The organism is Pseudomonas sp. GW821-FHT05H12 (genome assembly GCF_059419385.1).
In genome coordinates, this window is record NZ_JBWKRS010000008.1 from 155,561 (window position 1) to 179,299 (window position 23,739).

At 66.9% G+C, this 23,739-nt stretch carries 10 protein-coding genes and 1 pseudogene; 3 read left to right on the top strand and 8 right to left on the bottom strand.

What is annotated here, in order from left to right:
• Positions 1 to 3: 3 nt before the first annotated feature.
• Positions 4 to 1,260: an MFS transporter gene (locus AC07SU_RS09735; RefSeq protein WP_494996919.1), complete on the top strand. Its 1,257-nt coding sequence runs from the start codon at positions 4 to 6 to the stop codon at positions 1,258 to 1,260.
• On the opposite strand, the gene AC07SU_RS09740 is transcribed toward AC07SU_RS09735, so the two are convergent.
• The 7 genes and pseudogenes from AC07SU_RS09740 to AC07SU_RS09770 form a co-directional block, all read right to left on the bottom strand.
• Positions 1,257 to 2,051 carry a thioesterase II family protein gene (locus AC07SU_RS09740; RefSeq protein WP_494996920.1) on the bottom strand — a complete coding sequence of 265 codons (795 nt, stop codon included), beginning with the start codon at positions 2,049 to 2,051 and terminating at the stop codon, positions 1,257 to 1,259. The two genes, AC07SU_RS09735 and AC07SU_RS09740, sit on opposite strands and share 4 nt — an antisense overlap.
• Complete coding sequence (locus tag AC07SU_RS09745; RefSeq protein ID WP_494996921.1) at positions 2,041 to 3,123, bottom strand: Gfo/Idh/MocA family oxidoreductase; 1,083 nt, start codon at positions 3,121 to 3,123, stop codon at positions 2,041 to 2,043. Before AC07SU_RS09745 ends, AC07SU_RS09740 begins: the two co-directional genes overlap by 11 nt.
• Complete coding sequence (locus tag AC07SU_RS09750) at positions 3,120 to 4,217, bottom strand: NAD(P)H-binding protein (protein WP_494996922.1); 1,098 nt, start codon at positions 4,215 to 4,217, stop codon at positions 3,120 to 3,122. Before AC07SU_RS09750 ends, AC07SU_RS09745 begins: the two co-directional genes overlap by 4 nt.
• Entirely contained in the window at positions 4,214 to 9,688 is a 5,475-nt protein-coding gene (locus tag AC07SU_RS09755) for a non-ribosomal peptide synthetase (RefSeq protein WP_494996923.1), read from the bottom strand. The genes AC07SU_RS09750 and AC07SU_RS09755 overlap by 4 nt, the downstream gene beginning before the upstream one ends.
• The gene (locus AC07SU_RS09760) at positions 9,685 to 16,068 is read right to left on the bottom strand and encodes an amino acid adenylation domain-containing protein (protein WP_494996924.1); all 6,384 of its coding nucleotides are present in this window, start codon (positions 16,066 to 16,068) and stop codon (positions 9,685 to 9,687) included. Before AC07SU_RS09760 ends, AC07SU_RS09755 begins: the two co-directional genes overlap by 4 nt.
• On the bottom strand, positions 16,065 to 17,399 hold the full coding sequence (locus AC07SU_RS09765) for a salicylate synthase (protein WP_494996955.1): 1,335 nt from the start codon (positions 17,397 to 17,399) through the stop codon (positions 16,065 to 16,067). Before AC07SU_RS09765 ends, AC07SU_RS09760 begins: the two co-directional genes overlap by 4 nt.
• Positions 17,400 to 17,453: 54 nt before the next feature.
• Positions 17,454 to 19,028: pseudogene (locus AC07SU_RS09770) on the bottom strand ((2,3-dihydroxybenzoyl)adenylate synthase); the annotation flags it as partial.
• A gap of 255 nt (positions 19,029 to 19,283) precedes the next feature.
• Between AC07SU_RS09770 and AC07SU_RS09775 the strand changes: the two are divergent.
• Both AC07SU_RS09775 and AC07SU_RS09780 read left to right on the top strand, forming a co-directional pair.
• Complete coding sequence (locus tag AC07SU_RS09775; protein WP_494996925.1) at positions 19,284 to 21,065, top strand: ABC transporter ATP-binding protein; 1,782 nt, start codon at positions 19,284 to 19,286, stop codon at positions 21,063 to 21,065.
• Positions 21,049 to 22,761: an ABC transporter ATP-binding protein gene (locus AC07SU_RS09780; protein WP_494996926.1), complete on the top strand. Its 1,713-nt coding sequence runs from the start codon at positions 21,049 to 21,051 to the stop codon at positions 22,759 to 22,761. Before AC07SU_RS09775 ends, AC07SU_RS09780 begins: the two co-directional genes overlap by 17 nt.
• A gap of 3 nt (positions 22,762 to 22,764) precedes the next feature.
• Here AC07SU_RS09780 and AC07SU_RS09785 read toward each other — a convergent pair whose 3' ends face one another.
• Positions 22,765 to 23,655, bottom strand: coding sequence for a helix-turn-helix transcriptional regulator (locus AC07SU_RS09785; protein WP_176995628.1), 891 nt, complete (start codon positions 23,653 to 23,655; stop codon positions 22,765 to 22,767).
• Between the last annotated feature and the right edge of the window lie 84 nt (positions 23,656 to 23,739).

Here is a 23,739-nt window from a genome sequence, read left to right on the forward strand (position 1 = left end):
CACATGCAATCGGTTGTCGAGACTTCCCCCGCCAGCCCGCGCGCAGCGGTGACGCGGGATTGGCGAATTGTGCTGGTGGTGGCCGGTCTGTACCTGGCCCAGGGCTTGCCGGTGGGGCTGGCGTTCCAGGCGTACCCTACGCTGTTGCGCAACATGGGCGCCTCCCTCGACCTGGTGGCGCTGACCCCGTTGGCGAGCCTGCCTTGGGTGGCCAAGCTGTTCTGGGCCGCTGCCGTGGAAAACCGCTGGAGCCCGCGCCTGGGGCGGCGTCGCAGCTGGATTCTGCCGTTGCAGGCAGGCTCGGTGCTGACCCTGGCGGCCATGGCGCTGGTGCCCTTTGATGTGCCGAACATGGGCCTGTTGCTGGGCCTGATTGCCTTGTTGTCGCTGTTCAGTGCCACCCAGGACATCGCCGTCGATGGTCTGGCCGCCGAGCGTTTGCCGAGCGCCAGCCTGGGGCGGGTCAACACCTTCCAGGTGGCGGGTTTCATGGTCGGCATGCTGCTCGGCGGGCCGGGCACGATGCTGCTGTTCGATCACTTCAGTGCGCCGCTGGTCTTTACCTTGTTGGCGGCTGTGGTGCTGCTGTGCAGCCTGCCGGTGCTGTTCTGGCGGGAGCCCGCTGCATTGCCGGCGGCAGACAAAGCCAGCCTGCGGCGCTTCTTCAAACGTCGGTTTTCCGGGCGCCTGACGGCCCTGGTGATGCTGGTGACTCTTGGCGGCTCGACGTTCTTCGGCCTGGCCAAATTGATCCTGCTCGATGATGGCTGGTCGGTGAGTGATGTGGGGGTGCTGGCCGGTGTCGGGCAGTTGCTCACCATCATCGTTGGCTGTGGCGTGGCCGGGTTGTTGCTGCGCCATTGCTCGCGCTGGAGCACCTTGCTGACGGGCCTGGCGATGGTCGGTTCGGCCGGAGTGCTGTGGCTGGGTTTGGTGCTGCAACCGGGTCTGTCGGGCATGGGGTATGTGAGCGTGGCGACAGTACTGGGCGGGCTGGGCATTGGTGTCACCAGCGTGGCGTCCTACACCTTGGCGATGCGCTTTGCGCAGTTGGGCGAACAGCCGGGCACGGACTGTTCGGTGTTCCAGGGCTTGCAGACCCTCGGCGATATCCTGGTGTCGTCGGTGGCCATCGGCGTGGCGGCCAGCTGGGGTTACGCCAGTGGCCTGGGCGTCGGCTTGCTGGCCCTGGGTGCTGCGCTCGGCATGCTCTGGCATGTGCGGCGTAGCACCCGTGGGCTGGGGTTGGACGACGCCTAAGGCATTTCAAGGGCCTGGGAGTGACTCACCCCCAGGCACCGGCTGACACAGCGCAACACCGCCTCACGCTGGGGCACCAGGTAAAAATGCCCGCCTTCAAAGCGGTGCACCTGCAGGCCTTCACGGGTTTCCTGCGCCCAGGCCTCGGCATCCCCGGGGTTCAGTTCCCGATCATCACGCCCCACCAGCACCTCGATGGGCACGTTCAAGCGCGCGCGCTCGGGGGCGGGCTGGTACGTCTCGATCAACTGGTAGTCATTGCGCAAGATCGGCAAGGCCATGGCCCGCAGTTCGGGTGAGGTTTGCAAGGCCTGGGGGCTGCCACCCAACGCGGCAATATCTGCCAGCAACCGCGCATCGTCCGCCAGGTGCAGGCAGCCGCCGTGATGACGTTCAGGGCCTTCGCGGCCTGACACCATCAAGCAGGTCGGCAGCCTCAGCGCCTGGCGTTGCAAGGCCAGGCACAGCTCATGGGCCACCGCCGCGCCCATGCTGTGGCCGAACAGCGCGTAAGGGCGATCGAGCCATGTTGGCAAGGCCGCCATCAGGGCATTCACCAGCGCATGCATGTGCGGGATCAACGGCTCATTGATGCGCTCTTCGCGCCCGGGCAATTGCACGGCGATCACTTCAATACTCGGCGGCAGCAGGCGCGCCCAATCGGCAAAAAAACGGGCGCCGCCGCCGGCATGGGCCAGGCAGAACAGGCGCTGGCGGGCCAGGGGGCGCGGTTCGAAACGGCGCACCCAGCGTTGTTGATGCTGTTGCAGGTGCAGGATTTCATTGAGCACGGGGCAGGTTCCTCGTTGGGGCAACCCAAGCCTGCATGGCCAGGGGCACCGGGGGCTCGGGGTGGATGGCTTGGGCGGGGCCCAGCACAGTGCCCAGTTGCTGCCAGGCCTTGCAGCAACTGAGGTGGAACTGTGCCAGGGCCGAGTCGTTGGGCTGGCCGATTGCGGCGTGTACCCGCAGCAAGGCGTGGGCGATGCTGTCGGGCCACAGGTCGCTGAACACCTCGCGTAAGGTCGGTGGCTGCGGATAACCGATCAGGCTGCTCACGGCCAGGTCCAGGGCGGGGGCGTCGCCGTCCATTTCCAGCACGCCCTGGGCATTGCGGTGCACGTGGGCGCGGGGGCTCCACAGCACGCTGGCGTGGGTGTCGGTCAGGCTCAACGTGCCGCCACGGGTGCCCAGCACAATACGGTGCAGCAACTGGGTGTGGTTGTCCGGGTCGCCCGGGTGCATCTGGTTCTGCACCCGCAAATGCAGGGGGATTCCGGCCAGTTCGCCGCTGATGCTCATGAACGGCCCCACGGCCTCGGCGTGCAGGTTGAAGGCCCAGGGACGCAGGCCGCCGAGGGCCTGGCCGAGCATCTCCACCAGCGGGAACAGCACGTGCACGCTGCAGGCGGCGTCGATGTACTCGGCTTCACGCAGGCTCAGCACATGGCGCGCCGCGTCGATAAAACACCGCACGGGCGCCAGGTCGCTGTAGAACGGATTGAGCCGGTACAGCACGCCGTGCTGCCGGGCCAGGCGCAGGCAGTCGACCACTTCGTCGTGATGCACCGGGTGCTCCTGGACCACGTTGATGCCTCGGGCCAGCAATGCCTTGGCCAGCTCGGTGCCATGGCCGCCGACCACCGCCGAACGTACGGCCACGCAGGCCAGATCCACCTCGGGCAGCTCCTCGACATTGCGGTACAGCGGCACCTGCCAGCGCCGGGCACACGCCTCGGACGCTGCGCTGCCGCGTCCCAGGATGCCCACCACGTGGTAGTGCGCCGGCAATCGCGCAAGGCCTTGCAGGTAGACATTGCCGAAGGTGGTGCCGCATACAATCACCCTTAATACCGTGCTCATAACACGCCTTCCTCTTCGGCCGTGGTCGTCTGCGCCGCCAGGTTGACGATGCTCAGGGCCTGGCACGCGGCGTCGGCTTGCACGGCCGTGATCACGTCGTCGGGCATCAGGCAGTCACCGGCCCAGTGCGCGCCACGCCAGGACGGATCGCGCAGCAGTTGCAACGCCGCACACACCGCGACACTGGCGCTCAGCCCGTAGCTGTCCTGGCTGCTGAGCACTGCACGTTGGCGCACGGCTTGCCCACCACGCCAGCCGCTGAGTTCCACGCTCAGCCGGTAGTACGGGCGACGGCCGAGCAATTGCAGTTCAGCGGCGTGCACCAGTTGCGCCACCGCAGCGGGCAGGGCGCTCGGGTCCTGGCTCAGGCGTTGGCATGACGCAGCGATCAGCGCCGGGATCTCGGCCTGGTCGAATACGTTATGAAAGCTCGCCCGGGGCACACCAAGGGTGCGGGCCAGGCGTTGCAGTTCATCGGTGAGGTAGGCACTGCAAAACACCGCTTCGGGAAAGCCCGCCAGGCGCTGAGCCTGCTGCTCGATTGGCGATGCTTGCACACGGCCTTCTACCCATTGGGCGTTCGGCGTACCAAAGCCGCCCAGGGCGCTGAGCAACACATCGGCACCGCCGGCCTGGCTGCAATGCTCGCGGCCACCGGCGTGAATGTGCAGGCTACTGACCCGGTCGAAACCCCGATTCGCCATCCAGCGCGGCAGCAACGCAGTAAGGCCCGGAAACACCCCGGCGCCGATGATCGACGGCTGACGGGCACCCTGTAACGCCGTCAGCAACGCCGCATTGCCAAAGGCATCCACATACGCCGCACCCGCCGCCTGGGCGGCCTGGGCCACGCGATCACCCACCTGCCACGACGGCCCCGCGCAGTTGAGGACCACCTGGCAGCCGCTGCAAAACGCCGCCAGTGTCTGTGGGTCGAACACATCCAACACCCATCCCTCGACATTGTCAGGCCAGGTGTGAGCCCGGCGCTGGCCGGCACGCACGTGCACGTCCGCCTGCCGCCGCAACTGAGCCAGCGCTGCGCTGCCCACGGCCCCTCCGGCGCCGACCAGTCCAACCAAACGCCGGCTCATGCGGACACCTGCGCGCCCAGCAGCACGGGCAACAGTTGGTTGACATGGGGCGCCTGCATGCACGACACATGGTCGCCGCTGATGGTCTGCAAGCTGATGTCGCCCAGCGCCAAATCATTCCAGAAACCGCGCATATCGCCTTGCAGGCCCGGCAGGAAATGCAGGGTCTCGTCGTCGAGCAGGATGCGCAGGTCACCGGTAAACGGCGCCGGCTGATACCGCGCCACGGCATTGAGGCTGTGGCGGAACACGCGGAACAGCGCCTGCACCTGCTCGGCCGGCATCGGTTCGGCCTGGGTGGGTACCTGCGCGGCAAGGGCTTGCAGGCGCCTATCGCTGGGTTGCTCGGCGAGCTGGCGGTAGCTGGCTGCGATGGGCGCCCACTCACCGTCCAGCTGTTGCAGGCAATCGGCCGGGAGTTGCTGGCCATGGCGCTCGATCAAGTGCGCCAGGGCACTGTGTAAACCGGCGTCGTCGACCGCATGCCCGGCCGCCTGGATATCGGCCCCGAGCAAGCGGCCGAAGGCGCGTTCCAGCAACAGTTCATCGGCGATTTCATAGCGGAAGCGGTCGCTGCTGATGATGCTCACGGTGCCCACCTGCGCGCCGGCTTCCAGCAGGCAACGGGCGACTTCAGTGGCCAGCAGGCCGCCCATGCAATAGCCCACCAACTCGAAACGCAGGTTGCCGTGGGCCAGCAATTCACTGGCATACCGTGCGCCCAACTGTTCGATCAATTGTTCGGCGTCCACCTTCAGGTAAGCCGCTTCATCCAGCAGGCTCAGGCCCAGGATCGCACCTTGGCGTTGTGGCGCCGTGCGCAGGGCGGCGAGCAGGCTGCGGTAAGGGGCGAGGGTGCCGCTGCCGTCGTGCAGCAACACATGCACGGTGCTGCACGCCGGGTCGCGAGCCGGCGCCAGTACGCTCAAGCACGATGCGTCGGTGGCGTGGCCGGTGGGCGCTTGCGCCGGCGCATCCTGCAAGCGTGCGGCGATGGCTTTGACCGTGGGTTCACGCAGCACTTCGCGCAGCAGGCGATCCCATTCCCAGCCTGAGGTTTCCGGCAGTTGCTCGCGCATCTTGGCGACGATCTGCGCCACCAGCAGCGAGTCGCCACCGGCTGCGAAAAAGTCCTGGTCCCGGGCCAACTCGGTGCAACCCAACGCTTGGCTCCACAGCTTGGCGATACGTTGTTCCAGATCGGTTTGCGGCGCTTCACCGCTGTCCATCACGCTGCTGCCTTGAGCATGCAGGCGCTGGGCCAGGCGCGCGCGATCGATCTTGCCATTGGCCGACAACGGCAGGTTTTCGAGCACTTGCAGCTGGCTTGGCACCATGTAGCCGGGCAGGCGCTGGTGCAGGTAGTCCTGCAGTTGTTCGCCACCCAGCGCCACGCGCCGCGCCGGGAAGCGCGTGACAAATGTGGTCTGGCCGGCGCAATCGAGCACGTCCTGGGCCTGGGGCCACGCGGCCACCAGTTCGGCGCCGGCGTCGCTGAACAACGCCTGCCATTGGGCGCGGCTGATAAAGGTCTGGTCACTGCCGGCGCGCAAGTCGGTGAAGCCGTCCAGGCCTTCCTTGAATTCCATGGAGGTCAGCAATGAAAGGATCTCGCGGGTGGCCTCCATCACCAGCAAGTGCCCACCGGGCGCTGCCAATTCGCGCAGGCTGTTCAACACCGTGGGCGCATGGCGGGCGTTGTGAAGCACGTTGGCGCAGACGATCAGGTCCCAGCTTCCCGCGTTCAGCCCCTGGGTCAGGGCATCGCTGTTGATGTCGAACAGGCCGAAGCGCACCCACGGTCGGTCGGCAAAATGCTCACGTGCTTCGTTGATAAAAAACGTCGAGACGTCGGTGAACAGGTAATCCACGGCAAACCCATCCAGGGCCGGGATCAAGTCGCGGCTGGTGCCGCCCACCCCGGCGCCGATTTCCAGCACCCGTAGCGGCAGGCCGAGGGCGGCGCGCTCACGGGCAATGTGCTGGGCGCTGGCGCAGATCACCTGGTTCATGCAGCGCATCAACAGGTTTTCGTGATAGGCCGCCAGCGCGGTGTCCATGCTGCCCTGGGGGAACAGCAGCGCCAGCGGGTCGACCTCGCCACTGAGCAACTGCGGCAGGCGCTCGCTGGATTCGTGCAAATAACGCAGCAATTCAGCGCCGTAGTTCAAACGTTGCTCCAGGGCATTCATGGCCTGCCAGCACACGGCGCGCTGGTCGGCCCCCGGTGCTTCGCCCAGTCGGTAGCCGTCGGCGTCGTGCAACAGCCAGCCTTCGTTGACCAGCGCCTTGAGCCAGCGGCGCATCAGGCGTTGATGGGCCGGCGCAACACGGCATTGCTGCTGCACCTGGGCCAGGCTGTGGCGGGCCTTGGCATCGGTGAACAGACCCGCGTCGCGCAGGGTCTTGAGGATGTCGAGCAGGGCGATACGGTTGGCCATCGCCACCCATTCGGCGAACAGGCTGCGGTCCAGCTGTTCGGTGGCTTGGGCGCCACATGCCAGGGCGCAGTCGGCCAGGGGCGCGGCGCTGCTGTCGGTGTTCAGGTGGCGCGCCTCGACGAACGCGGCCAGGCGGCGCTCCATCGGGTTGTCACCGCTGAGCAGCACCACGCCGTGGGCCACGTCCGGGTGTTCGTTGAGCAGGCTTTCGATTTCGCTGAGTTCGATGCGGTGCCCGCGCAACTTGACCTGGGTGTCTTCGCGGCCGAGGAACTCGATCTGCCCGTCGGCACGGTAGCGGCCGAAATCGCCGGTCCGGTACAGCCGCGCGCCACTGTGGGGGTGGCGGATAAAACGCTGGTCGGTGCGCTCGGGGTCGTTGAGGTAACCGTCTGCCAGGCCCACGCCGCCGATGTACAACTCGCCGGCCACGCCGTCCGGGCGGTCCTGGAACTGTTCGTCCAGCACATGGAACTGCTGGTTGGCCAAGGGGGTTCCGTAGGGAATGCTGCGGGCGTTGGCGGGGACGCTGTCGATCTCATGGCCAATCGACCAGATCGCCGCCTCGGTGGCGCCGCCCAGGCTGATCAAGCGCAACCCAGGGCAATGGGCCTTGATCGCACCCGGCAGGCTGACGGCGATCCAGTCGCCAGAGAGCAGCGCCACGCGCAGGCATTTGGGTGCGGCATAGGGTTCGGCCTCCAGGTAGCTGCAGAGCATCTGCAGCTGCGCCGGCACCGAGTTCCACAGGCTGACCTGATGCAGGTTGATCAGGCCGGCCCAGTGCGCCGGGTCGCTGCGTTGGGCCGGGTCGGGCAGCACCAGCGTGGCGCCCGCGAGGAAGCTGCCGAACAGGTCGTACACCGACAGATCGAAGCCGAGGTTGGCCAGGCCGAGCACGCGGTCCTGTGCGCTCAACGCCACCCGCTGGTTGATATCGAGCAGGGTGTTGAAGGTGGCGCGGTGGCTCATCATCACGCCCTTGGGCCGCCCGGTGGTGCCCGAGGTGTAGATCACATAGGCGAGGCTGGCCGCGTCGGTTTTCACCTGGGGCAACTGCTCGAAGGGCAATGGCGCCAGGCGCTCGACGGCGATCAACGTGGTTGGCGTTGGCCAGGTGCGGTGTTCCACCTGGGTGCTGTCGGTGAGCACGTAGCGGATGCCCGCGTCGTCAAGAATCGCGTCACGGCGTGCCTCTGGCTGGCCGCTGTCGATAGGCACATACACCGCGCCGCGCAACAGCGTGCCGAGTACGGCGGCCACTTGGTTCACCCCTTTGTCGAGCACGATGGCGACCTTGGCACCCACCTGGCAGCCTTCGCGGTGCAAGGCTTGCGCCACGGCGTTGGCCCGTTCGGCCAGGGCGCGGTAGCTGAACGTGCCTTCATGGGTGATCAGTGCCGGGGCCTGCGGCGTGCGTTGCAGGCTGTCGACAAACCCGTCGTGCAGGCAGCCTTGGGGCCAGTCGACCTCGGTGGCATTGCTGTGCAAACGGCGTTCGGCCATGGCCGCGGGCAACTGCGAGGGGCTCGCGGCCTGCCAACTGGCAGGGTGTTCGGCAAGCTCGCGCAGTAACTGTTCGAAGCTGGCAAACGCAGCCTCCACCAAGCCCTCGGGGAACACGCCGCTGCGCACGTCCCAGTTCACTTGCAAGCCTTGCGGGCCTTCGCTGACCTGGCAGTCCAGCCACACCTGGGGCGTCTGGGTGATGCCATAGCCCAGGGTGGCACCGCGCATGAACGGGCGCGCTTCGCCCACGCCCAGGGTGCTGGTGAACACCACCGGCATCAGGCTGCGGCCGTGGACCCGGGCGCGCTCACGCAGCACCTCGATGCCGGAGAAGGCGCCATGCTCCAGGTCTCGCCACAGCTGTTCCTGCAAGGAGCTGGCGCGTTGGTGGAAATCACTATCGGAGGGCGGCTGAACCGCCAGCACGTTCACCGCGGTGAAGTCGCCCAGCACCTTGTCGATGTCGGGGTGCAGCGGCGGGCGCTTGAGCACGGTGACACTCAGGCTGAACGCCGGTCGGCGTGACCAGCGCCCCAGTGTCTCCGCGAAGGCGGCGAGCACGGCGGCCGAGGGCGTGAGGCGTTGTTGCGCGGCGTGGGCGCAGAAGCGTTGCCACTGCGCAGGGGAGAGGCCGGTGGCATGGCGTTTGAAACGCGGCGCCTGGCCCTCTACCGGTTCCAGGGTGGGCAATTCGGGGGCCGGCGGCAATTGCTCCAGGCGTGCCAGCCAGTAGTCGCGGTCACGGCTGTGGCGGGCTTGCGCGGCGGGGGTGTCGAGGGCCGCGCGCTCGGCCAGCAGGGCATCGCGAAAGGTCAGTTCCAGTGCCGGCAGTGGCTGCTCGGGGGCGTGATAAAGCTGATCCAGCTCCCCCAGCAGGCACTGGATGCTGACAAAGTCGGCCACCAGCAAATCAATCGACAAGTGCAGGCGACTGCCGTTGTTGCGTTGGCTCAGGCGCAGTTCGTACAGCGGCCAGGCGTCGGCGGCGTACACGCGGTGGGCCAGGTCTTCGCGGGTGGCCAGCAACGCCTGTTGCTCGGCATCGGCAGGCAGTGCGCGCAGATCCAGGCTGCGCAGTGCCGGCAACTCCACCTCGGGCAGTACCTGCTGGTGGCCGGCCTGGGCAATCACTGCACGCAGCATCGGGTGACGCAGGATCAGTTGGTGCCAGGCGCGCTCCAGGCGCTTGGGGTCGAGGGCCGGGCCATCGAGTTCCACATAGCCGTGGCAACCGACACCGCCGTAGTCGTAGGCATCGCTGCGACCCACCAGGTAGGCGGCTTGCACATCGGTGAGGGCAAAGGGTTGGAACTGGTTGGCCGGGTCGGCGACCACCTCCGCCTGCTGCGGGCTGAACCACTGCAACAGCAGTGCCTTGTGCTCGCGCAGGCGTTGTTTGAGGGCGTCGTCCAAGGCGCCGGCTGGTGCGCGAAACCGCAGTTGGCCGTCTTCGGCCCACAGGCGGATACCCAGGGCTTCGCATTCAGCGAGAAAATGCGACAGGTTCAATGGGGAATTCATAAGGTGCCTTCCTCGAAATGCTCGGCGTGTTGTTCGGTAGGGCTGCCCAGGTAGTCGCACAGGGCGGCGATGCTCGGATGAGCGAAGAGTTCGCGCAGGCTCAGCGGGGCCAGGCACACGCGGCGGCGCTTGAGGGTTTCCACCAGGCGCGTGGCGCTCAGGCTGTCGCCCCCCAGCAGGAAAAAATCACTGTGGCGCCCGGGGATCGGGCGTTGCAGTACCTCGCTCCAGATCTCCGCCATTTCCCGTTCCTGCGCACCTTGCGGGGCATCGCTGTGTTCAGTTGCGATGTCCGCCAGGCATTGACGCAGCGCATTGCGGTCGGCCTTGCCGTTGGCGCTCAAGGGCAGCTCGTTGAGCAGGTGCAGGCTGGCGGGCAGCATGTAGTCCGGCAGGCGCTGGCGCAGCTGTTGGCGCAGCACTTCCAGCGACACTTCGCCGTCGACCACCACGGCGGCGGCCAGGCTTGGCGGGTTGCCCAGGGTTACCGTGAGCGCCTGGCGCACCTGCGGGCAGGCGAGCAGGGCGTTGTCGATTTCCCCCAATTCAATGCGATGGCCGCGCACTTTCACCTGTTGGTCGCGGCGGCCGAGAAACTCCAGGCTGCCGTCCGGCCAGTAGCGGCCCATGTCGCCGGTGCGGTACCAGCGCTGGCCGTCATGCTCGACAAAGCGCTCGGCCGTCAGCTCGGCTGCGCCGCGATACTCCATGGCCACGCCGCGCCCGCCAATCCACAGCTCGCCGGTGACCCAGTCCGGGCAATCGCGCCCTTGGCTGTCCACCACGCGATAGCACTGGTTGCCCAGCGGGCGGCCGTACGGGATCGATTGCCAGTGGCGGGGCAACGGCAGGCAAACGGGCTGGTAGTTGGACCAGATCGCCGCTTCGGTGGCACCGCCCATGGCGATCAACTGGCAGCGACCATGACTGGCCGCGTGCAGGCGCGCCGGCAGGTCGAGGCCGATCCAGTCACCGGACAACCAGGCCTGGCGCAGCGGCAAGGTGTCGGCCACGGTCAGCAACATGTCCAGCAGCATCGGCACCGAGTTCCACAGGGTGACCTGGTGTTGCTGGATCAGGCGCTGCCAGGCCGAGGCATCGCGGCGCTGCTCTTCATCCAGCAGCACCACGCTGCCGCCCACCGCCAGCACGCCGAAGAGGTCGTACACCGACAGGTCGAAGTCCAGCGCGGACACGGCCAGCAACCGGTCTTCGGCACCGATGACGAAGCGCTGATTGAGGTCGTCGAGGGTATTGCAGGCGGCGCGATGGCTGATCTGCACCCCCTTGGGTTCACCGGTGGAGCCGGAGGTGAAGATCACGTAGGCCGGGCTGTCGACACTGACGGCGACGGGCGCGGGCAGTGCTTCGCTGTGCAGGGCCAGGGCCAATTGTTCGGCATCCAGGGTCAGGCGAATGGCCGCGCGCTGTTCGATGCGTTGGCGGCGCTCCAGCGGTTGGCGCATACCCATCGGCACGTAGCAGGCGCCGGCGGCCAATACGCCGAACAGGGCGATCACCGCGTCAGCCCCCCGGGGCAAGTGCACGCCGATGGCATCTGCCGGTTGCACGCCCTGGGCCTGCAGCCAGGCGGCCACCCGCAGGGCGCCTTCACGCAATTGCCCGTAGCTGACGCGGCGCTCGCCGTCGATCAGGGCCAGGCGTCGGGAGGCGATGGCGAAGGGCGCGTCGAGCAGGGTCCGGGGGGCAATCTCGACGGCAGTGGCGTTGGCCTGGGCGCGTATTTGCGCTTGGTTGCCTGGCAGAGGCAAGACCAGTGGCGCCTGCCAGTCGGCGTCGATCAGCCCGAGCAAAGCCTGGGTGTAGCTGGCAAAGGCGGCGTCCAGCAGGCCCTCGGGAAACAGCGCATCCACCGCATCCCAGCACAGCACCAGGGCGCCGCGATGTTCATAGAGCTGGTGGTCGAGCCACACCTGCGGGGTTTCCGACAGGCCGCCGGCGACGATGTCCGGGAAGCCTTCGGGCAGGTCTTGCAGCAGGTCATCGGCCAGCCCCAGCGTGCTGGTGAACACCACCGGCAACGCGGCGGCCTGCGGCCCGACACGGCGGGCGCGTTCGCGTTGCACCCAGATGGATGAGCACGCTGCGTGTTGCAGCACATCGGCGACTTGCGCCTGCACCGCCTGGGCTTCGCTGAGGAAGCTGGCGTGGGCGTGCGGGTAGACACTCACCGGCGCCAAGGACGTGAAGTCCCCGAGCACCTGGCCAATCTGCGGGTGCAGGTCCTGGCGGTCGAACAGCGTCAGGTTGAGGGTGTGCGGCTGGCCGTCGCTCCAGCGCGCCAGGGTCTGGGCATACACACTCAGCAACAGCACCGAGGCGGTGATGCCAGACTCCCGCGCCCGTTGGCGCAAGGCTTGCCACTGCGGCGCGGCCAGGCGGAATTCGCGGCGGCTGAAGTGCACCTCGCCCAACTGCTGCGGCGCGGTGTGCAACGGCAGCGCGGGCGGGCCGGGCAGGTCGTCCAGGCGTGCCTGCCAATAGGCCTGGGCGAGTGCAAGGCTCGCCGGGTCGGGTTGGACCTGCAGCACGTAATCGCGAAACGACAGGTCCAGCGCAGGCAGTTGCGTGTGCGGCTGGGTGTAGAGCAGCGCCAGTTCAGCCAGCAGGCGCTTGATGCTCAGGCCGTCGAGGGTCAGGTAATCGAAGAACAACCCGACGCGCCAGCCGTGCTCGCCATAGCTGACGGCATGCACCTCGAACATCGGCCACTGATGGCGTTGGCGTGGGCGCGAGGCCCAGCAGTCTGCCAGGCGCTGACGGGCGGCGGCCGCGTCAGGCGCCTGGTGCCGATGCACCTGCATCGGCGGCACCTCGGGCAGGATCACCTGCTGGTCATCGCCCACCAACTGCGCACGCAGCATTTCATGGCGCTGAATGAGGCGGTCCCAGGCCTGTTCGAAGCGTGGAATGTCCAGCGCTGCGCCGTCCAGTTCGATCAGGTAGGTGGTGCCGCACGACAGCGGCAGGCCCTGGCTTTGTCCGCGCCAATAAGCTTGTTGCACTTCGGTGAGCGGGAAGGTTTGATGGCGTTGGCCGAGGTTGGCCACCAGGCGTTGCTCGGCCTGTACACCGGGGGTTTGCAACTGCGCCACGAACTCCGCCAGGCGCGGCGTGGCAAACAGCTGCCGCAGGCTCTGCGCATTGGCCAGGCCAGCGCGGCGCAGGCGTGCGCTGCATTGGGTGGCGAGCAGGCTGTCGCCGCCCAAACGGAAGAAATCACTCTGGCGATACACCTGGGCACCGGGCAGCAGCTCGGCCCAGATCGCGGCAACCTGTTGCTCGCGTTCACCGCACGGCGCTTCGTTGGCGGTGGCATGTTGCGGGTGAGCCTGCTCGGCCAGTGTCACCAGTGCGTGGCGGTCGAGTTTGCCGTTGGCACTCAGGGGCAGCGTGTCCAGCAACAGCCATTGGCTGGGCAACATGTAGTCGGGTAGTTGCGTGCCGAGGGCCTGGCGCAGTTCCTCGGTGCACAGCGCCCCTTCGGTCGGGACCACTGCCGCCAGCAGGTGCAACGGTGTACCCACCGCCAGGGCCACCGCCTGGCGGATGCGCGGTTGCACGAGCAGGGCGTTTTCGATTTCACCCAGCTCGATACGGTGGCCGCGCACTTTCACCTGGTGGTCACGGCGGCCGAGAAATTCCAGGCGGCCATCGGGCCAATAGCGGCCCAGGTCACCGGTGCGGTACCAGCGTGCGCCCTGGTGTTCAACGAAGCGCTCGGCGCTCAGGTCCGGCGCACCTCGGTAACCGTCGGCGACGCCCGCACCGCCGATCCATAGCTCGCCCGCCAGCCAATCCGGGCAGTCGCGGCCCAGGCTGTCGACCACGCGATACTGCTGGTTGCCCAACGGCGTGCCGTAAGGGATCGAGCGCCAGTGCACCGGCAAGGGCAGGTCGACCGGCTGGTAGTTGGACCAGATCGCCGCTTCGGTGGCGCCGCCCATGGCGATCAAGCGGCAACCGCCATTGCTGGCAGCGTGCAGGCGTGCAGGCAGGTCGAGGCCGATCCAGTCGCCGGACAGCCACGCCATGCGCAGCGGCAGCGTGTCGGCCACGGTCAGCAGCATGTCCAGCAACAGCGGCACCGAGTTCCATAGGGTGACCTGGTGTTGCTGGATCAGGTGGTTCCATACCGAGGCGTCGCGGCGTTGCGCTTCATCCAGCAGCACCACGCTGCCGCCCACGGCCAGCACGCCAAACAGGTCGTACACCGAGAGGTCGAAATCCAGTGCTGACACGGCGAGTAATCGGTCGTTCTCATTGATGCAGAAGCGTTGATTCAGGTCATCCAGGGTGTTGCAGGCAGCGCGATGGCTGATCTGCACGCCCTTGGGTTCGCCGGTGGAACCGGAGGTGAAGATCACATAAGCCGGGCTGTCGGGGCTCACCGCCACAGGTGCCGGCAGCGGCGCGAAGGCCAGGGCGTGATCCAGCCAGATAGGGTCGATCAGCGTGTCGATGGCGGCACGTTGGCAGATGCGTTCACGGCGGGCCTGGGGCTGGCTCGGGCTGATGGGCACATAACACGCCCCCGCCGCGAGTACGCCATACAACGCCAGCACTGCGCGATGGCCACGGGGCAGGCACACGCCCACCGCTTCACCTGGCTGCACACCCTGTTCCAGCAGCGCCGCGGCAATTCGCAGGGCGCCCTGTTGCAGCTGTGCGTAGGTGATGCGCTGGTCGCTATCGATCAGGGCCAGGCGCTCACCGCTGATGGCAAACGGCGCTTGATGCAGCGTGCGTGGAGTAATCGATGTGGCGGTGGCGTTGATCTGTTGGCGCACCTGGTGCTGGTGCGCCGGCAGGTGTGCGAGGGCGGGCGCATCCCAAGCAGTGTCGTGTTGCAGGTTATGGAGCAGGTCCAGGTAGGCGCTGAACATGGCGTCCAGCAGGCCCTCGGGAAACAGCGCGTCCTGGGCATCCCACGCCAGTAGCAGGGCGCCGTCCTCTTCGTAGACCTGGTGGTCGAGCCACACCTGCGGCGTCTGGGAAATCATCTGGGTGAGGGCGCCGAGGGTTTGCGCGTCCCTTTGGCCCAACAGCGGTGTGCCGAGGTTGCAGGCAAACACCACCGGCGAAAAACTGCGCTGGCCCGCACCACGCTGGGCGAGGTCGCGTTGCACCTGCACCCCGGAATAGTCGGCATGGGCCATGTCGCGATGGAACTGCGCCTGCACCTGCGTCAACTGCTGGGCGAGGCTGCCGGGCTGGCGCAGGTCGACTTCGAGCAACAGCAGGTTGGTGAAGTCCGCGACGACTTGATCCAGCCCCGGCGTGTCGCCCTGGCGATCGAACAGCGGCAGGTTGAGCAGGAAGTGCGGCACCTCGCTCCAGCGACCCAACACCTGGGCGAAGGCCCCGGCGAGCAGCATGGCCGGGGTGAGTTGGCGCTTGGCGGCGGCCTCCCGCAGGCGTTGCCACACCGCTGGCGTGAGGCGTTGCTGGCGACGGGTAAAGCGCACCTGCTCGATGGCCTGGGGTTCGCAGGCCAGGGGCAGGGCGGGGCCGGCGGGCAGGTGGTCCAGTCGCGCCTGCCAGTACTGCGCGGCGCTGGCTTTAGGGGCCGGGCGTTGGGCCAGGTAGCGCGCGAAATGCCAATCGCGCCCGGTCTCGGGCAGGCGTTCGCCCCGGTACAGCGCGGCCAGGTCGCGCAGGATCAGGTGCAGGCTGTGCACGTCCGCCACCAGCAGGTCGAGGTCGAAATGCAGGCGCGTACGGCCCTCGGGCAGCAGGCTCAATTGCAGCCCGGCGACTTCGCCGTGCTCGACCGCCAATTGCCGATGAGACAGGCTGTCACGCGTCGCCTGCAAGGCCTGTTCACGGGCAGCCGGTGCCAGGGTGCGCAGGTCGTGAACCTGCAACGCGGACATGCCATCGTCGAGGATCTGCTGGCGGCCTTCGTCATCAAACCGCGCGCGCAGCATGCCGTGCCATTGCTGCAACCCTTGCCAGGCAAGGGCCAGTTGCTGCGGGTCGAGGGCGTTGCCGTCCAGCTCCAGGTAGGCGTGACAACCCACGCCGCCCAGCACCTGCTCGGCGCCTCGGCCAATCCAGTAGGCGTGCTGCACGTCGGTGAGGGCGAAGGGTGCAGCAGGGTCGATGACGACAACCGCGTTGGCCGCTTTACGCGGGGTGGCCGTGAGGCGGGGCAGCCAGTGGGCGAGGGTCGGTTGTTCGATCAGGTCGGCGAAGGTCACGGGGGCGCCGGCCTGGCGCCATTGGTTGACCAGGCGCATCAGGTGCAGGGAGTCCAGGCCCAGCTCGATCAGGTTGGCTTGATCGTCCAGCGCCGGGCCACCGTGCAGCAGCGCGCCGATCTGTTCGCGCAGGTGTTCGACCGTCAGCGCGCTCATGGCTGCACCTCGGCGGCGCGCTGGGTTTCAACGGCCAGCACGCGCACATGGGGCGCGATGCTGGCGAGTTTTTCGCGGGTTTCTTCCAGCTCCCGTTCAGGCAGCGACAACGAGACAATCCCCGCGCCGGCCTGCACCCAGGCCTGGCCCTGGTCTTCGAACACACTGCGCAACACCAGGGCGGCGTCGAGGCTGCCGTCGCTGTCGGCGATCAGCACGCAACCGCTGTAGAGGTCGCGGCTGCGGCCCTCGTGCTCGGCAATCGCGGCGATGGCTTCACGCTTGGGAATGCCCGATGCGGTCACGGCGGGGAACAGCGCGGCGAAAGCGTGCCAGGCATTGCAGTCGGGCTTGAGCCGGCCTTTGAGGCGCGAACTCAGGTGCTGCACGCTGCCTCGCCGCGAGATGCCCATGAACTCGCTGACCCCCAGGCCTTGTGGCTCGCAGATCGGTTGCAGCTCTTCAAACGCCAGCTTGACCGACACCGCGTGCTCGGCGATTTCCTTGGGATCCTGGTAAAGCGATTGGCGCAGGCGCGCTTCCTCTTCCACGTCACGGCCCAGCGCGCGTGTGCCGGCCAGGGGCTGGGTGCTCACGGCGCCGCCGGCACTGACTTCCACCACGGTTTCCGGGCTGAAGCCTACGCAGGAGAACCCGCCCTGATGATGGATGAACGAGCGCGCCGGTGTGTTGGCGCGGCGCCCGGCGCGGTAGCTGGCCACCAGGTCGACGCGGCCGTCGAGGGGCACTTTGCGCGACAGGATGATCTTCTGGTAATCGCCACGGACGATCTGCGCCACGGCGCTTTCGACCTGGCTGCAATACCGCGCGGCGTCATGCCCGGCGACGTCTACCTTGGCGGCGCGGGGCAATGGTTGCTCCAGGGCGCACTCGGCGTCCAGGGCCTGCACGCGGCTTTGCGCAGCGGCGAGGGCGTCCGGTTGCAGGGCGCGAATCAGCGCGCAGCCCTCGCGCAGGCGGATCTCCAGGGTGGGGATGTCCAGGTGCAGAAGCGGGCGGGAGCTGGGCAGGTCTGCCAGTTGGTAAAAGCGCCGCGCCAGTTCAAAGGTGGCGGTGCCGTAGGCGCGCCACTGTTCGAAGGGCAGGGCCTGGGCGGCTTTTTCCAGGGCCAGCGGGATGTCGTCGGCGGGCCAGCTCCAGCGCTGGCCGGCCACGCTCAACTGCACGGTGCTGCCGCTGAGGCGCACCTGGGCGATACTGCCCACGCCGAGGGACCATTCGCCCTGGTGCTCGTAAAGGGTCAGGTCCTCGGGCAGGTAGACACCGGCCAGGGCGGCCGCCAGTTCCTGCGGTTCGGCACTGATCGGCACGCGGCATTCCAGGTAGCGCTGGCGGGGTTCGGCATTGCATTGGAAGCGTTGCTGCAATTGGCGTTTGTCGAGTTTGCCGACGCTGGTCAGGGGCCAGCTGTGCAGGATTTCCAGTTGGTCCGGCCACTTGTGGCGCGGCAGGCCGAGGCCCTGGAAATGCTGGTGCAGGGTGCTCAAGGCAAAGGGTTGCGGTGTGTGCAGGATCACGCAGGCGCACACCCGTTCGCCCAGGCGTTCGTCGGTGAGGGCGACCACGGCAGCGTCTTGCACCAGCGGGTGTTCGCGCAGCAGTTGTTCGATTTCGGCAGCGGCGATTTTTTCGCCGGCGCGGTTGATCTGTTCCTTGATCCGCCCCTCGACCACCAGGTTGCCGTCGGCGGTCCAGCGCGCCAGGTCGCCGGAATGGAAGAAGCCTTCGGCGTCGAACACCTGGCGGTTGTGGGCGTCGGCACGGTAATAGCCGGCGATGGTGTAGGGGCCGCGCACGATCAGCTCGCCGACTTCGCCGGGGGCGACGGGGGTGCCATTCGCGTCCACCAGGCGCACGTCGTCGGCGCTGCACAGGGGCCGGCCTTGCGTGTTGAGCACCACCGATTGCGGGTCATCCAGGCGGGTGTAGCAGAGCAAGCCCTCGGCCATGCCGAACACTTGTTGCAGGGCGCAGCCCAGGGCGGGCGCGACACGTGCGGCAACGTCGCTGGACAGCCGCGCGCCGCCGACCTGCAACAGGCGCAGGCTCGACAGGTCACTGTGGTCCCACTCGCGCGCCTGCAGCCACAGCTTCACCAGGGGCGGCACCAGGGCAGTGTGGGTCACGCGGTGGCGGGCGATCAGGTCGAAGGCTTCATCGGCGCCCGCCGTGCGCGAAAACACCACGCGACCGCCGGTGGACAGGGCACCGATCAGCCCCGGGCAGGCCAGTGGAAAGTTATGCGCGATGGGCAGGGCGGCGAGGTACACCGAGTTTTGGTCGAACCCGCAGAGTTGCGCAGAGGCCGTGGCGTTGTAGGCGTAATCGGCATGGCTGCGCGGGATCAGTTTGGGGGTGCCGGTGGTACCGCCGGACAGCAACAGCAACGCGGTGCTGTGCGGGTCGACCTTCGCCGGTTCGCGCAGCGCGCCGTTGACGCTGGCCAGGGTCACGCCTTGAGCGGCCACGGCACCGGCGATGATCAACTGTTTCAGGGACGGGCACAGCGCCAATTGGCGTTCGGCCATGGGCCGGTAATCAAAGCCCAGGAAGCGCTCGGCGACGATGTAGGCACTGGGTTCGGCCAGCTCGCACAGGGCCTGGATTTCCCGTTCGCGGTGCGCCGGCATGGCCAGGATCGGCCATGCGCCCACCCGCAACAGGGCGAACAGGGTGCGGGCGAAGTCGATGCCGTTGGGCAGTTGCACCAGTACGCGGTCGCCGCTGTGGATGCCGAGGTCGGCCAGCCCACCGGCGAGGCAACACACTTGATGTTCGAAGTCGCGGTAGCTCAGTTGTTGCTCGCCTTCGATCAGGGCGATGCGTGGCCCGAAGGCGCGTGCCCAGCCTTGCAGGTGCTCATTCAGGCTTTGGGGTTGCCACAGGCCGCCTCCGGTCAGGTGCTGGGCTTGAGTGTCGCGCCAATGAAGAGGGTGCATGGTTCGGGCTCCTTGTGAGGGTCGCTGGAAAGCTGGTTTGTTGAGAATCATTCTCCTTATTCAACGAATGGACTGCCCGAAACCGAACGTCATGGCCCTGATCCGAATTTTTTGGTTACAACCTTATGCCCAAAAGTGCGCAGCGCCGGGCCAGCAATAATTCCCATCCGGGGCCTGTGCGAACCGATCAGGGGAGCCGTCGGCCGGCCACTTGATCAATCATCCCGGGACACTCGAATCAGGCTGGGGATGGCGATGAAAACTGAACAGGCCGACGCGCCAACGCCGAGCTGGCGTTGGCTGCTACGGGGCCAGGGGCGACGATTGGGCCTGGCGGTGGCCATGGCGGTGCTGGCGGCGGCGGTGGAGTTGCTGCCGTTTTTCCTGCTGGCCCAGGCGGTGAACCGCGTGGTGCAGGGCGGGCCTGGCGTGGGGGCTGACCTGTTCACCCTGGCCGGCTGGATGGCGGTGGCCCTGCTGGGCAAATACCTGCTGTACACCCTGGCGTATTACCTGAGCCATGTGGCGGCGTATCGCGTGTTGCTCAACACCCGGCGTGCGTTGGTGCGGCATTTGTCGTGGGCGCCGTTGCCGTGGTTGAGCCGCTTGAGCAGCGGCGAACTCAAGCAGCGGGTGATTCAGGATGTGGAGCGCATGGAGCAATTTATCGCCCACCACAGCGTCGAGTGTGTGGCGGCGTTGTTGAGCCCGATCTGGGTATTCATCGCCCTGTGCTTGCTCGATTGGCGCCTGGCACTGTGTGCCTTATTGCCGGTGCCGTTGGCGCTGCTGGCCCAGGCCTGGATGATGCGCGGCCTGGGTGAGCGGCTGACGCAGTACGCCGGGGCGGTGGATGACCTGGACGGCGCGACCCTGGAGTTCTTGCGCAGTGCACCGTTGATGAAAGCCTTCCGCCAGGACGCCCGTTCGTTCAAGCGCATGCGCGAGGCCTTGGCCCATTACCGGCAATTGATCGGCCGCATGATCGGCATGACGGTGCCCGGCTGGTCGGTGTTTGTGGTGTTGCTGGGGGCCAACGTCGTGGTGCTGTTCCCCGTGGGGTTGTGGTTGTACGGCGCGGGGCAGTTGACCCAGGCCGAGCTGGTGCTGGTGCTGATCCTGGGCACCGGCATGCTGCGGCCGTTGTTACGGGTGGCGCGGCTCAATTCCCAGGTGCAGGAAATCATGGGCGGCGTGCGTCGGTTCGCGCCGTTGCTGGTGTGGCCGCAGCCGGCGGGCGCGCGTGATCAAGCCTTGAACCCGCCGCTGGAGGTGATGTTTGAAGGGGTGTCGTTCAGCTATGACCGGCAGCCCGTGTTGCAACACATCGACCTGCACTTGCCTGCCGGGCAGATGACTGCGTTGGTGGGGCCTTCAGGCAGTGGCAAAAGTACCCTGGCCTGGTTATTGGGTGGGTTGCTGGACGCTGAAAGCGGGCATGTGCGGGTGAACGGTGAGCCGTTGTCGGCACTCAGCGAGGCTGCCCGCGCAGCGACGGTTGGGGTGGTGTCCCAGGACGCGTTCATCTTCCAGGGCACGTTGCTGGATAACCTGCGCATCGGCAGTCCCGACGCGACCCTCGAACAGATCGACAGCGCCCTGCGCGTGGCCCAGGCCGAGGACTTTGTACGGGCCTTGCCAATGGGGCTGAACACGCCGATGGATGAGCGTGGCGTACGTTTGTCCGGGGGCGAACGCCAGCGTATCGGCCTGGCCCGGGCGCTGCTGGCGCAGACGCCGATCCTGGTGCTGGACGAGGCCACGGCCTTTGCCGACAGCCGCACGGAGCGGCGCTTTTACCAGGCCCTGCGCGCCACCTGGCCGGACAAGACCTTGCTGGTGATTGCCCACCGTCTTACCAGCATTTGCGACGCCGAACAGATCGTGTTGCTGGAGCGCGGAGTGATCCAGGCATCGGGCACTCACGGCCAGTTGCTCGCGCGCAGCGGCACTTATGCCACGCAATGGCAACACCAGTTCGACAGCGAAGACTGGACCATCCGAGAAGGGAGTACGCAGCATGCACGGGTTGATTGAAGGGCTGCGCCAAGTGGTGAGCATTGCCGATACGCGCTCGCCGCGCCTGTGGTGGGGCTTGGGTTTTCGCGTGTTGGAGCGGGCGTGTGCGATTGCGCCGTTCTTTCTCGGGTTTGTGTGGCTGCTTGAACCTGCGATGCCTTCACTGGTGTGGCTGGGCGTGGGCTTGGCGGCACTGTTGGTAGCGCAGTTGGTGTGTTCGTACTTCGGCCAGCTCAACAGTTTTCTCGGCGGTTATGAGTTGATGCACGGTTACCGGCGCCACTTGCTCGACCATGTGGCGCGTCTGCCGTTGGGCGCGCTTCGCCAAGAGAGGATCGGGCAACTGGGTGAGCGCCTGACGGAAGACGTCAAGCGTATCGAGACGATATTCACTCACGTGCTTGGGGAACTGCTGGCGTCGCTGGCGGTGCCGTTGCTGTTCGTCGGCGTGCTGGTGTGGGTGGACTGGCGCCTGGCCCTGGCGCTGTTGGTGACGTTGCCCTTGGCGTTTGTGTTGTTGAACCGCTTGAGCGGGTTTTTCCTGGCGGCGGGCCGGCGCAAGCAGCACAGCTTTATGCGGGCGGCGGGACTGCTGGTGGAGTTTATCGGCGGGCTGCGCACCTTGCGTCTGTTCAATCGCGCCGGGGCGTGGCGCGAACGGTTGGACCAGCAGTTCGGCGAGATTGAACGTCACAGCCTGGGGGTGGAAGTGTGGGGCGGCAGCGCCATCCAGTTGTACCGGTTGTGCGTGGACTTGAGCCTGGTGCTGCTGTTGCTCACGGCGGGCCTGCTGGCGAATACCGAGCAACTGCCGGCGCTGACCTGGATGTTCTTCGCGCTGGTGGCGCCGCGTTTGCTCGACCCCTTGCTGGATGTGGCGGCGTACCTGAGCGAACTGCGCGGCCTGGCCCAGGCGCAAGCGCGGTTGCAGGCCTTGCTGGAGATGCCTGCGGTTGCCGAGCCCTCGCAGCCGGTGGCGCCACAGGGCCATGGCGTGCGTTTTTGCGACGTGGGCCTGCGTTATCCCGAACAGCCGGAGTGGGCGTTGCAGGGGTTGGATTTTGCCGTGGAGCCAGGGCAGATGCTGGCGATTGTCGGGCCTTCCGGCGCCGGTAAAAGCAGCGTGCTGCATTTGCTGGCGCGCTTTTATGACCCGCAGCAGGGACGTATTGAACTGGGGGGCGTGGACGTGCGCGACATGCGCCTGGACCAGCTGTACGCCGCGTGCAGTTTCGTGTTCCAGGACGTGCAACTGTTTGACGCCAGCGTGCTCGACAACGTGCGCCTGGGCCAACCCGACGCCAGCCTGGCGCAGGTGAGGCACGCCTGTGCCCAGGCCGGTTGCGATGAGTTTATCCAGCGTTTGCCCCAGGGGTATGACACGCCCATCGGCGAGAACGGCCAGCGGTTGTCGGGGGGCGAACGTCAGCGTTTGTCGATCGCCCGGGCGTTGCTCAAGGACGCGCCGATTTTGTTGCTGGACGAAGCCACGGCGTCGGTCGACCCGCTGGCGCAGTATGAGATCCAGCGCGCGCTGTCACGCCTGGCCCAGGGCCGTACGCTGATCATGGTGGCGCACCGTTTGCGCACGGTGCGCCATGCCGATGTGATTCTGGTGCTGGACCAGGGGCGTATCGTCGAGCGCGGCCGCCACGCGCCATTGCTGGCACGCGGCGGGCTGTATGCCGAGTTGTGGCAGCAGCAGGCGGGGTAAGGGTTATTCCAGCGCGCCGCGCCGGGCATCGCGCGGCAGCACGCCGTACTGTTTGCGAAACGCCACGCTGAAGTGGCTGATGTTGCTGTAGCCGAGCATCGAGGCGGTGTCGGTCACCCCATGGTGCTGCAGCAGTTGGCGCGCCTTGCCCATGCGTTCGCGCTGGAACAGCGCGTAGATGCTCACATCGAACATGGCTTTGAACCCACGCTTGAGCTTGAGCTGGTTGAGCCCGGTCTCGCGGGCCAGTTGCTCGATGGTGGGCGCGGCGCTGAGGTCCATCAGCAGGCGTTCGCGGGCGGCCAGCAGTTGCTTCTGTTCACGCCGGGAAATCTGCTCGCTCTGGTCCTTGGGGTTGAAGGCCTTGAGATGCCAGGCGAGGAATTCCAGGCTGGCCGAATGCACCAGCAGCGGCGAGGCTGAATCATCCCCCAGCAGGCGTTCCAGGCGCAGGGCGGCGTCCTTGATGCGCTGGTTGCCGTGGGTGGTGTGCAGGCAGAAGTTGCCTTCGATGCTGTCGCCCAGCCGCTGGTAATCCTCGCCGGCCAGTTCGCTGAGGCGCTGGGGCGTGATGCGCAGTTCGAGGTTGCGGTGGGCGGGAGCGAACGCCAGCTCGAAGCGTTCGGCAGGGGCGAAGCTGGTCATCAGTTGGTCTTTGCCCAGGTGCAGGTCTTTGCGGCCGACACGCACGTCGATATCGCCGTTGAGCATGCAGCTGAAGTGCAGGTGAGGGTTGTCATCGATGGTGCTGATGCGCACCGCGTCCGTGGCGTTGAAGGTCACCAGGGAGACTTCCAGGCCGGGTTGGACCACCTGGGTTCGCACGTGACAGCCGGGCGGGCCGGCCTGGGGTGCGGTTTCGTCAAAGAAGGTGGAAGCGCGAAGCTGGTACATGGTCGTCCTCGCAGGCAACCGCCCAGGTGACCTGGGCAGGGGGCAGACGGCTCGCAAGTGTCCTTGTTCCTGCGCGGACCCCTG

What these genes read in the sequence shown, in the direction of transcription:
- AC07SU_RS09775 (WP_494996925.1), top strand. Translation starts at nt 19,284, where the DNA reads ATGAAAACTGAACAGGCCGACGCGCCAACGCCGAGCTGGCGTTGGCTG.
- AC07SU_RS09760 (WP_494996924.1), bottom strand. Translation starts at nt 16,068, where the DNA reads ATGAGCGCGCTGACGGTCGAACACCTGCGCGAACAGATCGGCGCGCTG.
- AC07SU_RS09750 (WP_494996922.1), bottom strand. Translation starts at nt 4,217, where the DNA reads ATGAGCCGGCGTTTGGTTGGACTGGTCGGCGCCGGAGGGGCCGTGGGC.
- AC07SU_RS09735 (WP_494996919.1), top strand. Translation starts at nt 4, where the DNA reads ATGCAATCGGTTGTCGAGACTTCCCCCGCCAGCCCGCGCGCAGCGGTG.
- AC07SU_RS09785 (WP_176995628.1), bottom strand. Translation starts at nt 23,655, where the DNA reads ATGTACCAGCTTCGCGCTTCCACCTTCTTTGACGAAACCGCACCCCAG.
- AC07SU_RS09755 (WP_494996923.1), bottom strand. Translation starts at nt 9,688, where the DNA reads ATGAATTCCCCATTGAACCTGTCGCATTTTCTCGCTGAATGCGAAGCC.
- AC07SU_RS09780 (WP_494996926.1), top strand. Translation starts at nt 21,049, where the DNA reads ATGCACGGGTTGATTGAAGGGCTGCGCCAAGTGGTGAGCATTGCCGAT.
- AC07SU_RS09745 (WP_494996921.1), bottom strand. Translation starts at nt 3,123, where the DNA reads ATGAGCACGGTATTAAGGGTGATTGTATGCGGCACCACCTTCGGCAAT.